Here is a 13814-nt window from a genome sequence, read left to right as displayed (position 1 = left end):
AGTCTCCCGCGCCCTTTGTCGTGAGATGGCGAGACCCGCAGCTTTCCTTTTGGCTATTGCGGCAAGTAACCCCTTCGGATCTGGCATCTTGGGGGAAATCGTGCGCCTGCTCTGGCCTGCCGTACTCATGCTGGCCACCTCGTGTGGTGTCGCCGAGGACGGTTCCCAGCCCGTCGTGACGGGTGCGTTCGGCAGCAAGCCCGTCGTCGCCATACCTCGGGGGAAGCCGGGACGCACGCCGCGGATCACGGTGCTCTCCATGGGCAACGGCCGGCGTACGGTCCCGGGGGACGTCGTGCTCGCCGACGTGGACATCCGGCGCTGGTCGGGGAACAAGCCGTATCTCAGCACCTACGACGGCAACCAGCCCACCACGGTCGTCTTCGACGGCAGGCAGGTCTCCGAGACCTGGCGGGCCTCGCTCATCGGCAGGCCGGCCGGCAGCCGGGTCATGCTGGTCAGCCCGGCGTCGGAGGCCCTGGGCCCGAACGTGCCGCTGACCGGCGTCTCGCCGGCCGACACGCTGGTGGTGGTCTTCGACATCCTCGGCGGCTACCCGCCCGACGCGCGGCTCGTCGGACGGGCCCTGCCGGCGATCCCGCCCGACCTGCGGCCGGACTCCGCGCCCCGGACCCTCATCGACGGTTCGGGGCGGAACGTCACGGCGGGTTCCAAGGTGGTGATCCAGTACGTGGCCGCGTCCTGGCCGTCCCGCTCGGTGGTGGACTCGTCCTACCGGAGGGGCGGCCCGAGCGCCTTCACGCTCAAGCCGGGCTCGGTGCCGCCCGCCTGGCTGGAGGCCCTGGTCGGCCAGCAGGTCGGCAGCCGGCTGGCCGTGGGCTCCCCGGGGGAGCGGCCCATGTTGTACGTGATCGACGTCCTCGACACGATCACGCCCATCTGAGCCGTCTCAGCCGCAGTGCTCGAACGGGCTGTCGTAGGCCGAGGCGCCGGCCTTGCCGCCCCACTTGACGCACGTGTTCGCGGCGGCGGCGTAGACCGGGCCGGCGTAGTAGCCGTAGTTGCCCGAGTCCGTCTTCCTGGTACTGCCCTGCACCTCCAGGTAGGCGGTCGTCGCGGTCGCCGTGCCGAGCGACTTCGCCTTCATGGTGACCACGCAGTTGTTGCCGTTGGAGTTGTTGTAGAGCAGGTAGACGGTCCCGTCGGCGCCGAGCCCGGCCGAGTCGATCACGTCGTAGCCGGAGCCGCAGGCCTCCTGCGGCGTGTACGGGTTGGCGGACCCGCCGCAGTTCTTCGAGGTCACCGTCTGGACCGGGTAGCCGAAGGTGACGCCGTTGAAGACGGCCTTCTGGATGTTCGACGGGTAGCTGGTGCCCAGGCGCACCTCGTAGTGCAGGTGGGGGCTGATGTTGTTGCCCGGCTTGCTGGTGTTGCCGACCGTGCCGATCTGCTGGCCCTGCGAGACGGACTGGCCGGCGCTGACCAGCCGGGTGTTCAGGTGGGCGTAGTAGGTGGTCCAGCCGCCACCGTGGTCGATCTTGACGAGGTTGCCGTAGCCGTTGGTCGAGCCCTGGTGCGCCGAGATCGCCACCGTTCCCGACGCCGCGGCCACCACCGGGTCGCCGAGGTCGGCGTCGGCCGTGCTGCCCCGGTTGAAGTCGATCTCCCACGACTGGTGGGCGCTGCTCCCGCTGGAGTTGCCGGTCCAGGTCTGGCCGCAGGGGAACGGCATCTGGAAGTTCGTCGCGAGGAGCTGCGCCTGCGCGGACTCCGGTTCCGGGTCGGCGAAGGCGGGGGTCGTCGTACCGAGGCCGAGTAACAATGCGAGGCCCGCGACCATTGATCGGCTGAGCTTCATGGAGTGATCCTTTCCAGTGGGATCTGTGACACCAGAGTCCGCATTGGCCGCACAAGAATCATCCAGAACCGATACAAAGAGCTGTCAGATCTCCCGTAAAGGGGCTGATGCTGTCATGACGGTCACCTTCCACGTCCTCGGGCCGCTGGAGATCCGCTCCGGCGGCCGCCCCCTACGGATCTCCGGCGGCAAACCCCGCATGCTGCTGGCCACGTTGCTGCTGGAAGCCGGGCAGGTGGTCGGCGCCGACCGGCTCGCCGAGGTGCTCTGGCCGGGGCGGCCCCCGCGTTCGGCCCTGGCCAACGTCCGCACCTACGTGAGCGCGCTGAGGTCCCAGCTCGGGCCGGTCGGCCTGCGCGCCGCCGGGGCGGGCTACACGATCGACGTCGCGGACGACGCCCTCGACCTGCGCCTGTTCGAGGAGCTGACCGGCCGCGGCGAGTACGGCGACGCCCTCGCGCTGTGGCGCGGCGCGCCGCTGAGCGACCTGCCCGGCAGCCCGGTCTGGGACCGCCGGATCGAGCACCTCCACCGGCTGCGGCTGCGGGCCGCCGAGTGCCTGATCGAGCGGCGGCTCAAGGCCGGCGACCACGACGGCGCGGCCGACGAGCTGCGCGGCCTGCTGGCCGAGCATCCCTACCGGGAGGACCTGTGGGGCCGGCTGCTGCTCGCCCTGCATCGCGGGGGCCGCAAGGCCGAGGCGCTGCGCACGTACGCGGCGGTCCGCGACCAGCTCGTGGACGAGCTCGGCGTCGAGCCGGGGGCGGAGCTGCGCGGTGCGTACGAGCTGATCCTGGCCGACGAGGGACGCGCGGCGCCCGCCGTGCCCCGGCAGCTCCCGCCCGATCTGCCGGACTTCATCGGCAGGGCCGCGCCCCTCGCCGCGCTGGGCGGGACGTTCTCGGTCGCGGTGATCTCCGGCCCGCCCGGCGTGGGGAAGTCCGCCCTGGCCGTGCACGCCGCCCACCTCCTGCGCGCGGCCTTCCCCGCCGGCCAGCTCTACCTGGAGCTGGGCGGCAGGGCGCCGGGCGAGCTGCTGGCCGAGGTCCTGCGGGCGCTCGGCGTGACCGGCGCGCCGCCGACGCCCGGCGAGCGGTCGGCGCTGTTCCGGTCGCTGCTGGCCGAGCGCCCGATGCTGGTCGTGCTGGACGACGCCCGCGACGCCGCCCAGGTAGGCCCGCTGCTCCCCGGCAACGAGAGCGCCGTCATCGTGACCAGCAGGCGGCGCATCACCGAGTTGCCCGGCGCGCTGCGCGTCGAGCTCGGCGAGCTGTCGCCGGAGGAGTCGCTGACGCTGCTCGGCGGCGTCGCCGGAGCCGGACGGGTGGCCCGCGAACCGGCCGACGCCCTGGCCGTCGTGACGCTCTGCGGCGGGTCGCCGCTGGCGGTCAGGAGCGCCGGAGCCCGGCTGGCGGGTCGGCCCGGCTGGTCGCTGTCGGTGCTGCGCGAACGGCTGGAGGAGGACTGGCTCGCCGAGCTGAAGGAGGTCCGGGGCTGCCTCGACGCCGGTTACCGCAGGCTGCCGGCGGAGGCCGCCCGTACGCTGAGCGCGCTCGGCGTCCTCGGGCCCGCCGCCGGGGCGCAGCCGGGCTGGGTGGTGGACGCCGCGCTCGGCCGGCACGGCGCGCACGACGTCACCGACCTGCTCGTGGACGTCCACCTGCTGGACCCGGTCGGCACCGACGACGTGGGCCAGCCGCGCTACCGGGTGCCCGACCTCGTCGGCAGGCACGCGCGCGAACGCGGCCCCGACCGTGCCGCGCTGGCCCGGGTGCTGGCGGCCTGGACGGCGACCACCGAGCACGCCATGGCCCGCCTGCCCACCACCGTCTTCAGTCTCACCGCGGCCAGGGCGGCCAGGTGGCGGCTGCCCGCGCGCACGCTCGACCGGCTCACCGCCGACCCGATCAGCTGGTTCGAGTCCGAGCACGAGGCGCTGGCCGGAGCCGTGGACCTGGCGGCCGAGCTGGGCCTGGCCGAGTCGGCCTGGGGGCTGGCCGCCGCCATGGTGCCCTACCTCGATCTGCACTGCCACCTCGGCACCTGGCGCCGTACGCACACCGTCGCCCTGGCCGCCGCCCGCGCCGCCGGCGACCGGTACGGCGAGGCCGCCATGCTCAGGGGCCTGGCCCAGGTCAGCCTGTACCAGGACCGGTACGAGGAGTCCGCCGAGGGCTTCACCCTCTCCCGCCAGATCTTCCACGAACTGGGGGACGTCAGGGCCGAGGCGACCTCCGTCTGCGGGCTCGGCGCCGTGAACCAGTTCCGCGGCCGGCATGTCCGGTCGCTCGCGCACCTGCGCCGCGCGCTGGCCATGTTCGTGGCCTCGGGCGACCGGCACGGAGAGGCGTTCGCCCACCAGGCCATCGGACGGGCCTGCCTGAACTCGGGCGACCTCGTCCAGGCGGCGGAGTCGCTCGGCGAGGCCATGCGGCTGGCCCAGGAGCTCGGGGACGCCCACCGGGAGGGATGCGTGTGCCTCCAGATGGGCCACCTGCACCAGGCGATGTCGTTCCACCGGCACGCTTTGGAGATCTTCGAGTCGCTCGGCGACCGCCACTGCGGGGCGTACGCGCTGCAGAGCCTGGCGGGTCTCCAGGCGGCGCGCGGCGACCTGACCCGCGCCTCGACCGGCCTCGAACGCTCGCTGGAGGTCTTCCAGGAGCTCGGCGACCGCAGCGGCGAGGCGGCGGCCACCCAGCTACTCGGGGAGCTGCACCGCTCGGCCGGGCGCACCGGCCTGGCCCTCGACTACCTCAGGCACGCCAGCGCCCTGCGCCGCAGCCTGCCGGCCTGACGGGGGTGTCACGGGCCGGAGACCAGCCGGCGGACCAGCCGCCGCAGCCGCGACTGCTGCAACGGCACGCCTTGGAGCGCGTCGAGCGCCTCGGCCGCGCTCGGCCGCTTGGCGGGAGCGTGGTCGAGCATCCGGCGCACCACGTCGGGCACGTCGGGACCGTGGGCGTCGGCGCTGGTCGGGAGTTCCCCGGTGAGCAGCTGGTAGGCGATGGCCCCCGCCGCGTAGACGTCGGACGCGGTGGTCATCCGGTCGGGACGCTCCTGGCACTCGGGCGCCACGTAATGGGCGTCGAGCACGTTGCCCAGCTCGTGGGCGACCGTGTAGTTGCGCGGCCCCGGCTTGGCGTAGTCGAACCCGGTCAGCACCGCGTGCCCGTCGTCGGTGACCAGCACGCACCCGGGCGTGAGCGCCCGGTGGACGACGCCGTTGGCATGCGCGTGCGCGAGCCCGCGCAGCAGGTCCTGGATCACGCCCAGCCTGGCGCCCTTGCCCAGCGACAGGTGCAGCGCCTCCCCGTGGACGTCGTCGAGCACCAGCACGAACCGGCTCTCGTCGTCGATGGCGAAGAAGTCGCGCGAGCGCACGACGCACGGGTGGGGCGGGATGCGGGCGAGCGACTGGTAGGCGTTGGCGATGCGCTGGCGCTCGGCGGCCCGCGCCTCGTGGTCGGCCAGCGGGTCGGCCTGGTAGACCCGCAGCAGCACGGTCTCGCTGCCCGGCAGGGTGGCGTTGAACGCGCGGTACTCGGTGATCTTGGCGTCGCCGCCGAGCTGCTCCTCGACCTCCCAGTTGCCGAACCTGGGCGGCGCGGTGCTGCGGCGCACGGTCTGGTTGAGCGCGTCGAGCACCGCCGTCAGGTAGGGGCGCGCGTCGGGGCTGCACCCCCGCCTGACCCGTGAGACGTCGCCCAGCGTGGCGACCAGGCCGGGCAGGTCGGTGACGTTGGGCGCGTCGCGGCCGGCCTGGTCGACCAGCTCGGCGTCGGGCGAGGTGAGCACGACCAGGCTGTCGACGTAGACGCGTTCGAGCTGGGTGGCCCTGGACACCAGCAGGCCCTTGAGCGCCTTGGCCGTGCCCCGCAGCTTGGTCACCGGCGAGCCGAACGCCTCCCTGCGCGGCGGGTACCAGCGGGTGCCCGACACCTCGATGCGCCCGCGGGTGCCCTTGACGTCGACGACCACGAGCGAGTGGCCGGTCAGCACGAGCAGGTCGACCTCGAACACGTCGTCGCCGCGGGGGACCTCGACGTTGTGCAGCAGCAGCCAGTCGGCGGGGGCGTGGTCGCGCAAGTAGGAGATCACGCGCCGTTCGGCGTCGTTGACCGGCCGTCCTCCGCCGACGATCTGTGCCATGGCGCCTATCCTCCCACGGTTCTCTGTTGACAACATGCTGTCGAAATGACAGTGTGTTGTCATGAAGGGAATCATTCACCACGCCGTCTACGACACCTTCGCCGACTGGGAGACCGGGCACGCGACCGCCCATCTGCGCAGCGGGCGCTTCCAGCGTGAGCCGGGGGCGTACGAGGTCGTCAACGTCGGCCTGACCGCCGAGCCCGTCGTCAGCATGGGCGGCCTGCGGGTCACGCCCGGCCTCGCGCTCGACCGGCTCACGCCCGAGGGCAGCTCGCTGCTCATCCTGCCGGGGGCCGACCTCTGGGACGCGGGGGACGAGCTGGCGCCGTTCGCCCGTAAGGCCCGCGAGTTCCTGGAGGCGGGCGTGCCGGTGGCGGCCATCTGCGGCGCCACCGCCGGCCTCGCCCGCGAGGGCCTGCTCGACGACCGCGACCACACCAGCGCGGCGCCGCCGTACCTGATGGCCCAGGAGGGGTACGCCGGGGCCGGGCGCTACCGGGAGGCGGACGCCGTCCTCGACGGCGACCTCGTCACCGCCGGGCCCACCGAGCCCGCCGCCTTCGCCAGGGAGATCTTCCGCCGGCTCGACATCTACCGCCCCGACGTCCTCGACGCCTGGTACCGCCTGTTCGGCAGGAGCGACGCCTCGGCGTTCGAGGTGCTGATGGCCGCATGACCCCGAGCACCACCCCCGACCCCGGCAACCACGCGGACGTGCCGGATGGGGATGTGGCGGCTGAGCTGTTGTCCGGGCTGGCGCTGGCGTCGTTCCGGCTCAACGGCCAGTTCCTGCACGTGGCCGAGGAGCTGGCCAAGCCGGCGGGGATGACCGCGGCCTGGTGGCAGGTGCTGGGCGCCGTCCTGGGGGAGCCGCTGCCCGTGGCGGGGATCGCGCGGGTGATGGGCATGACCCGGCAAGGGGTCCAGCGGATCGCGGACCTGCTGGTGGAGAGGGGCCTCGCCGAATACCGGCCCAACCCCGCCCACCGCCGCGCCAAGCTGCTCCAGCCGACGGACGCGGGCCGCGAGGCGATCGCCGGAATCGTCCCGGGCCACCGCGACTTCGCCGCCCGCCTGGTGGAGGTGCTGGGCCTCGACGCCACCCGCGACGCCCTGACCGCCCTCCACCACCTCACCGCCGCCCTCACCCACCTCACCGACGCCTGACCTCCCCGCTCTGCTCTTCGGCCCCGGGCCGGTTCCGCTCTCCGGGCCCGGGGGAGGAGGCGGGCCGTCGCCATTCCCCGGGGCCGAACGGGAACGTGCCCGCGCGGAGCGCGGCCGCCGGGGAAACCGGCTCGACCGTCGTCCAGTAATGGCGGAACACCCTCCAATGGCTGGTCGGAGCATCGCCACCGAGGCGACCACATGGATAACCACGACGGTCTTGCGGATATCCGTCCGCATTGCACTCGTCCGATCTCCGGATTCGCCGAACTCAGGCCCCGCCGTCACCCCTTTGTTCGCCCCGGACGTCCGCCCATGGATGGCGCCCCAGGTACGCCGTTCGGCGTAGGCCGTTCATCAAGTTTCGGGTGATCGTTGCCTAAACGGCAGTGCACGAACGCCCCAACCTCGCCGCCGGAAGGCCAAAAGAATCCCGTTCGCCGGGCAGCGGGGCCGGGATATATGCAGTCCCCGGTCGATGAGCGCGGAAACCGATCCCCAAGAAATCGAGGCGTCCCCTTGACCTTCGTTAGGCCAATCCAGGTTGCGATTTTCGCTGCCTGCCGCGATGGTTATTTGCGGCACCTCACAGCCCTGCACAAACGACCATGGCGCACAAATTCGGCGCCGATCCATGGAGGAAAGCAAACATGATCCGTCGCATTCTGGCCGGTGCAGCTATCGCGGTCACCGCTCTCGGCTTCTCCGTCTCCGCCGCGTCCGCCGACGTCGGCCCCAACCCGTACAACAACGGGCAGAGCATCCTTAGCCAGCTGAGCATTCTCGACGACCTGACGGCGCTGAACGATGTCGCCAACGACTCCATCAAGTACATCGACATCCTCACCCTGCTGCACCTGAACGACATCGAGGCCAACGTCCTCAACAACCAGGACGACTACGGCGACAACAACTGAGCCTCCTCACATGGCGTAGGCAGGAAGACGATCGGCGTCTCGCGGACAATGCCGCCGAGCCGCCCGGCCAAGGTCGGCTTCCTGGTGCCTTGAGGTGGACCGAAAGTACGCGCCGTGGCATTTCGCGAGGCCACGGCACGGGCTTGGTGCGCACCGAGCTCTGAACGCCTCGCGGCCCGGGTCGATCACTGCAGGACGACCTGGGCCGCGGGGCTCGTTCGTACCCGCGCCGAGCCGGCGGACCCGGCCTAGGCGCCGGAACGACCCGGGCTCGGGCGTACGACGCCCAGGAAGTGCGGCCGCTCCAGCGCGTCGAACCGTACGGATTCGCCGCTGAAGGGCGCGTGCACGATCTGGGTGCCGTCCACCGCGAGCGCCACGTGCTCAGGACCCGGGGTGTCGGCGTCACTGTCGTAGAACACCAGGTCCCCGGGCTGGATCTCCTCCCGCGCTATCCGGATCCCGGACCTCCACTGCTCGTACGTCGTCGTCCCGATGGCCACGCCGGCTCGCGCCCAGGCGTACTCGGTGAGACCCGAGCAGTCGAACCCCCAGGTCTTGGCCCCTTTTCCGATCCCGAAGCCGGGACCGCCCGGCCCGCCGCCGCCCCACGTGTACGGGACGCCGATCATCTCCACCGCCGCCCTCAGCGCGATCGAGCCCGCCGCCGACCGGACGGCCACGGCCTGCGCGCGGCACCCGTGCGGATGGCATCCGGCGGCGCCGTACGCGGGAAACGAATGAAAAACGCACACGCTGATGTGCGCCAATGCTATTGCCAGCAACCGCAGTAGTCCGTTCATGGCATATTAGGCACCCCCGCGTGACAGGCCATGCCGCCGTTACGGCACGGCGTTTCAAGCGACTTCTTCCGATTACCTTCTCCGGGAGTATGGGGATAAAACAGCCCGCCGCATCCGACGAGTCACGATATTTCCGGGCATTTCGGGACGACTTTCTCCCGATCGACGGCCAAAGGAATAAGTGCGGGTACTTGACTTTGGCTTAGCATATTCCCCTTGCGGGCCACCGTGATCCCACGAGATCGTTATTCGCGAAATTCCTGCCACTCGGGAGGCGGGAAATAAATGATGACGCGCACCGCTGCGCCGATTCCGATGAAAGGGAAGTAAAAATGATGCGTCGCATTCTCACCGGTGCAGCCATCGCCGGCGCGCTGTTCGGGTTCACGACCACGAGCGCCTCGGCCGACGTCGGCCCCAACGCCTACAACAGCGGCAAGGCCATCCTGAGCCAGCTGTCCATCCTGGACGACCTGACGCTGGCCAACGACGTCCTCAACGACTCCGTCAAGTACGTCGACGTCCTCACCGCCCTGCACCTCCAGGACATCGAGCTCAACATCCTGGACGCCCAGAGCCACTACGGCGACAACAACTGAGCAATCGCTGATCGGCGGCGGCCCGTCCGTGCGCCCGTCAGGCTGACCTGAAGGCGTTCCGACAGCCACGACCCCTCGTGGCGGCACCTTGCCGGAACGCCGCCGGATCGGCCGCGACGGGACGCGGGCGAGCCCCGCCGCGAGGACGGTCCGAGGCCGGCCCAGCCCTGCGTGCTGGGCCGGCCTCGTTCGTCCGCGAAGACCGGAGAGTGGAGTTCGGGGATCGGAGATCAGGCCCCGGAGGCGGCCCTTCATCATTGGGCTGCAATTCGGTCATTTTTGCCTGAACATCCCATAGTGAAACATAATTCGTGTAACCTGGTTTCGGGTTAATCGTCAGCGCGGCGAAAGGCGCCGTGACCTCCTCAGGGCGGCCAGGACGGCCGGGAGGAACCCTGACGGTCATCCCACCGGCAACCCCCTGGTCCATAGCTGTTGGGGGGTGCGCACGTCGTGAACGATCTCGAAGAGCGGCTGCTCTATCAGGACGGGCAGCTCAGCATCACGCTGCGGGTCGCCGCCGGCGCCCCGGCCGTCGCCCTGGCGGGGGAGATCGACGTCACCAACAGCCCCGCGCTCGCCAGCACGCTGTCCGACTCGCGCGGGGGCAGCACGTACATCGACGTCGACACCGGTGAACTGACCTTCATCGACCTGTCCGGGCTGCGGGTGCTGGCGCTGCCCGCGCTGCCCCCGGACGAGCGGTGGATCCGCCTGCACAACGTCACGCCGCACGTGCGGCGGCTGCTGCGCATGATGGGCTGGTTCTACGCCCCGCGCCCGTACGACGTGCCGCTGTAGACGCCGCTGTGGAGCAGGGTCGCCGCCGACGTGCCCGGCCCGTGGGGACCCGACAGCCGGAAGACCGGCGGCCGGTGGTGCCGCCGCAGGGACGGCTCGTCGTAGCGGAAACAACCGCGATGCCAGTTGAGTATGCCGCTCAGCCAGTGGCGGCAGTCGGCCAGATACGCGTCGAGCACCCCCCTCGCCGCGCAGTCGAGCCCGAGGTCGTCGCACAGGACCGGCAGCTCGTGCGCGGCGATGTGCTGGAACTGCTTCATCCGCGAGGTCAGCAGGTCGTTGACGATGCCCAGCGCCGCCGGGTAGTCGCAGTCGAAGAAGCTCTGGACCACCAGGACGCAGTTGTGCACCTCGCCCTCGAACTCGATCTCCTTCTGGTACGAGAAGATGTCGTTCATCAACATTCCGCAGTCCATGACCGCGTTCTCCAACGCCCGCATCGGGCCGCTCTCGTACAGCGCCTCGGGCAGCGTGTGCGCGTGCCGCAGCCGGCACAGGCTCATCGTCAGCTCCGAGCCGAAGGTGAGCCGGCGCATCTCCAGGTAGTCCACCGGGTCGGGGATGTGCCCGGCCGCCTCGTTGCCCAGCTCCCAGAGCCAGCCTTCGCACATCGTCACGACCGACCGGCGCAGCCGCGCGCGGGCCGCGGGCGGCATCGGCCCCGCCGTACGGGCCCACACGTCGGCCAGGCCGCGTTCGAGCGCGCTCACGGGCGGCGGCACGGGCGTGCCGTCCAGCGGCATGAACGCCGAGAGCCTGGACACCGCGACCTTGGCCGCCGCCAGGTTGCCCGACCGGCCGAAGACGACGGGGAAGTAGTCGTCGCCGTAGGTGCCCCAGCACAACCAGGCGGAGGCCAGGTCCAGTTCCTCGGGGGTGGCGTCGGGATGCAGGCCCGCGGCGCACAGCGGCAGGTCGTAGTCGGCCAGCTTGTCGGCGTCCCAGACCGCCGAGCCCGCGACGCCCGGCTGGGCCTCCAGCAGGCCCATGGACGCGCACCAGGCCGCCGCGTGCCGCCGGGCCCGGTCGAGGTGGGGGGAGAGGCGCAGCTCGAAGGGCATGTACAGCTCGGGAATGCGCGAGGGGCCGACCGGCTGCCGCCCGGCGTGGGCGAAGTTGCGCAGCCGCTTGGCCCCGGTGCCGCTGATCAGCGACTTCATGCCGAGCGGCCGGGCCGTCGTCGCGCCCTCGTTCATGTAGCGGCTCGACCGCAGGTGCCACTCGTGACCGCCCGACTGCCAGTCCTGCAACCCCTTGACGTAGGCCAGCACGCCCACCGCCGACAACGGGTCGACGGCGTGCTCGACGAAGAGCGGGCCCAGCTCGCCCAGCGCGGTGTGCTCGAACTGCTGCATGCGCGAGGTGAGCAGGTCGTTGACGGCGTCGGCGGCCTCCTGCGTCGTGCACCCGAGGAACGTCTCCAGCACCAGCACGCCGTTGCTCAGTTCGCCCTCGTCCCTGACCTCGCGCTCGTAGGAGAACAGGTCGTTGCGCAGGTGCACGGCGTCGGAGAAGCTGTCCTTCAGCACCCGCAGCGGCCTGGTGCCGGCCAGCCGCGCGGGGATCTCGGCCCGCACCGCGTGCTCGACCAGCCCCGCCGACCAGGGCGCGCCGCCCACCTTGCGGCGCATCTCGATGTACTCGACCGGGTTGGCGATCCGGCCCTCGTTGATGTTGGACAACTCCCAGATCGACTCGTTGAGCAGGTGGCGGGTGCTCTCGGCGAACCGCCGCCGCCAGTCGGCCGACATGCCCGGCACCGTACGCCGCCACAGGTCGGCCAGCCCCGCCTCGACCGGGTTGACCGGCTCCGGCATGGACAGGTCATCGCCCATCGGCATGAACGCGGGCAGCCGGTCGAGGTGCCGCTTGCCGCCCCGGAGGTCGCCGGTGCGCTTGAAGACGTCGAGGAAGTGGTCGTCGAAGAAGAACACCCAGACGTACCAGTCGGTGATCAGGCACAGCTCGGTGCCGTCGCAGTCGGGATGGGTGTAGGCGCACATCAGCGAGTAGTCGTGGCCGTCGAGGTCGGCCTCCTCCCAGACGCCCGATCCCTCCAGCATGCCCATGTCGCGCGCCCACTGCTTGGCGTGCGTACGGGCCTCCTCCAGGTTCGGGTTGAGCCGCGCCGGATACGGCATGTAGAACTCGGGCAGCTCGAACGGGTGTACCATCAGCTCGCGACCTCCACGTCCTCCAGCACCCCGAGCGCGTCGGGCACCAGGACCGCGCACGAGTAGTAGGCGCTGACCAGGTACGACATGACCGCCTTCCGGTCGATGCCGGTGAGCTTCACGCTGAGCCCCGGCTCCCGCTCGTCGGGGACGCCGGTCTGGAACAGGCCCACGACGCCCTGGTCCTTCTCGCCGGTGCGCATGCACAGGATCGACGTGGTGCCCGCCCGGCTGATCGGGATCTTGTCGCACGGCAGGATGGGCACCCCCCGCCACGACTGCACGGGCACGCCCTCGATCTCGGCGGTGTCGGGATAGACGCCCCTGGCGCTGCACTGCCGGCCGAAGGCCGCGATGGCCCGCGGATGGGCGAGGAAGAACCGGGACTTCTTCCTCCGGCTGACCAGGTCGTCGAGGTCGTCGGGGGTGGGCGGCCCGGACAGCGTGCGGATGCGCTGGCTCGGGTCGACGTTGTGCAGCAGGCCGAAGTCGCGGTTGTTGACCAGCTCGCGCTCCTGCGACTCGCGCACCGCCTGCACGGTGAGCCTGAGCTGCTGCTCGGTCTGGTCCATCGGGTCGCTGAACAGGTCCGCGACCCGGGTGTGCACGCGCAGCACGGTCTGCGAGACGTTCAGCTCGTACTCGCGCGGCCCCGGGTCGTAGTCCACGAACGTGCCCGGCAGGGTGTGCTCGCCCCGGTGGCCGGCCGCCAGGTCGATGGCCGCCTCACCGTGCTTGGTCTGGGGGGCGGCCCGCCGGGCGCGGTGGCGTTCGAGCTGTTCGAGCAGGGCGGGCGCGCTCTCGGCCAGCGCGCGCAGTTCCCCCCACGGCAGGGCCAGCACCGTGCACCTGGTGCCGGCCTCCAGCGTGTCGTGCCGTACGGCCCGTTCGCCCGGCGGCTCGGTGCCGGTGTGGTCGCCCTCGCCGAGGGTGCCGAGCACCAGGCGGTTGCCGTAGTCGCCCGGCTGGTACCTGGTGACCCGGCCGTCGGCGACCAGGATGATCTCGTCAGCCGGCCGTCCGGCCCGTGCGATCGTGTCGCCGCGGGCGTACTCCCGCTGCTCGAACAGCCCCGCGAGGGTGTCGAGCAGGCGGTCGTCGTCGAGCCCGTGGAGCGGCGGCAGCTCGGTCAGGCTTGGGGGCACCACCCGTACCCGGGCGCCGGTGCGCGAGAAGCTCACGCGGCCACCGCCGACCATGTAGGTGAGCCGCCGGTTCACCCGGTAGGTGCCGGCGGTGTCCACCCACGGGAGCATCCGCAGCAGCCAGCGGGAGGAGATCTCCTGCATCTGCGGAGGCGTCTTGGTCGTCGTGGCGAGCTTCCGCGCCGCGGCGGTATCCAGGCTCAGCCGCTGATCCGACTCCGTCAACTCAACCAC

General features: G+C 71.3%; 12 protein-coding genes. 7 read left to right on the top strand and 5 right to left on the bottom strand.

Features of this window, described 5'->3' with window-relative positions:
* The first annotated feature begins 88 nt into the window (after positions 1-88).
* A complete protein-coding gene (locus ACWCSU_RS17175; protein ID WP_449935944.1) occupies positions 89-904 on the top strand; it encodes an FKBP-type peptidyl-prolyl cis-trans isomerase in 816 nt (271 codons plus the stop codon).
* Positions 905-910: 6 nt separating this feature from the next.
* Here the strand turns inward: ACWCSU_RS17175 and ACWCSU_RS17170 are convergent, their stop codons facing one another.
* Positions 911-1819, bottom strand: a complete 909-nt coding sequence (locus tag ACWCSU_RS17170) for a M23 family metallopeptidase (RefSeq protein WP_357702336.1) — start codon at positions 1817-1819, stop codon at positions 911-913.
* Positions 1820-1934: 115 nt separating this feature from the next.
* Between ACWCSU_RS17170 and ACWCSU_RS17165 the strand changes: the two genes are divergently transcribed.
* The gene (locus ACWCSU_RS17165; protein ID WP_449935941.1) at positions 1935-4616 is read left to right on the top strand and encodes a BTAD domain-containing putative transcriptional regulator; all 2682 of its coding nucleotides are present in this window, start codon (positions 1935-1937) and stop codon (positions 4614-4616) included.
* An 8-nt stretch (positions 4617-4624) separates the two neighbouring features.
* Here the strand turns inward: ACWCSU_RS17165 and mads6 are convergent, their stop codons facing one another.
* A complete protein-coding gene (gene mads6 / locus ACWCSU_RS17160; protein WP_357702340.1) occupies positions 4625-5971 on the bottom strand; it encodes a methylation-associated defense system protein kinase MAD6 in 1347 nt (448 codons plus the stop codon).
* 61 nt (positions 5972-6032) lie between these two features.
* On the opposite strand from mads6, the gene ACWCSU_RS17155 reads away from it, so the two are divergent.
* The 3 genes from ACWCSU_RS17155 to ACWCSU_RS17145 all read left to right on the top strand — a co-directional run bounded on the left by ACWCSU_RS17155 (position 6033) and on the right by ACWCSU_RS17145 (position 8058).
* Positions 6033-6650, top strand: a complete 618-nt coding sequence (locus tag ACWCSU_RS17155) for a DJ-1/PfpI family protein (protein WP_449935938.1) — start codon at positions 6033-6035, stop codon at positions 6648-6650.
* On the top strand, positions 6647-7141 hold the full coding sequence (locus ACWCSU_RS17150; protein WP_364084171.1) for a MarR family winged helix-turn-helix transcriptional regulator: 495 nt from the start codon (positions 6647-6649) through the stop codon (positions 7139-7141). Before ACWCSU_RS17155 ends, ACWCSU_RS17150 begins: the two co-directional genes overlap by 4 nt.
* 650 nt (positions 7142-7791) lie before the next feature.
* Positions 7792-8058, top strand: coding sequence for a hypothetical protein (locus ACWCSU_RS17145; protein WP_357702346.1), 267 nt, complete (start codon positions 7792-7794; stop codon positions 8056-8058).
* 248 nt (positions 8059-8306) lie between these two features.
* On the opposite strand, the gene ACWCSU_RS17140 is transcribed toward ACWCSU_RS17145, so the two are convergent.
* The gene (locus ACWCSU_RS17140) at positions 8307-8741 is read right to left on the bottom strand and encodes a C40 family peptidase (protein ID WP_449935936.1); all 435 of its coding nucleotides are present in this window, start codon (positions 8739-8741) and stop codon (positions 8307-8309) included.
* A 452-nt stretch (positions 8742-9193) separates the two neighbouring features.
* On the opposite strand from ACWCSU_RS17140, the gene ACWCSU_RS17135 reads away from it, so the two are divergent.
* Together ACWCSU_RS17135 and ACWCSU_RS17130 are read left to right on the top strand one after the other, a co-directional pair.
* The gene (locus tag ACWCSU_RS17135; RefSeq protein ID WP_357702350.1) at positions 9194-9460 is read left to right on the top strand and encodes a hypothetical protein; all 267 of its coding nucleotides are present in this window, start codon (positions 9194-9196) and stop codon (positions 9458-9460) included.
* 453 nt (positions 9461-9913) lie between these two features.
* Positions 9914-10261 carry an STAS domain-containing protein gene (locus ACWCSU_RS17130; RefSeq protein WP_357702352.1) on the top strand — a complete coding sequence of 116 codons (348 nt, stop codon included), beginning with the start codon at positions 9914-9916 and terminating at the stop codon, positions 10259-10261.
* On the opposite strand, the gene ACWCSU_RS17125 is transcribed toward ACWCSU_RS17130, so the two are convergent.
* The gene (locus ACWCSU_RS17125; RefSeq protein ID WP_449935932.1) at positions 10228-12435 is read right to left on the bottom strand and encodes a terpene synthase family protein; all 2208 of its coding nucleotides are present in this window, start codon (positions 12433-12435) and stop codon (positions 10228-10230) included. The two genes, ACWCSU_RS17130 and ACWCSU_RS17125, sit on opposite strands and share 34 nt — an antisense overlap.
* Complete coding sequence (locus tag ACWCSU_RS17120) at positions 12435-13805, bottom strand: family 2B encapsulin nanocompartment shell protein (RefSeq protein ID WP_449936407.1); 1371 nt, start codon at positions 13803-13805, stop codon at positions 12435-12437. The genes ACWCSU_RS17125 and ACWCSU_RS17120 overlap by 1 nt, the downstream gene beginning before the upstream one ends.
* Positions 13806-13814: the final 9 nt, after the last annotated feature.

Source organism: Nonomuraea sp. NPDC001699 (assembly GCF_053596455.1).
The sequence above is the reverse complement of the archived record's forward strand: the minus strand, read 5'-3'. Positions and strand labels throughout refer to the sequence as shown.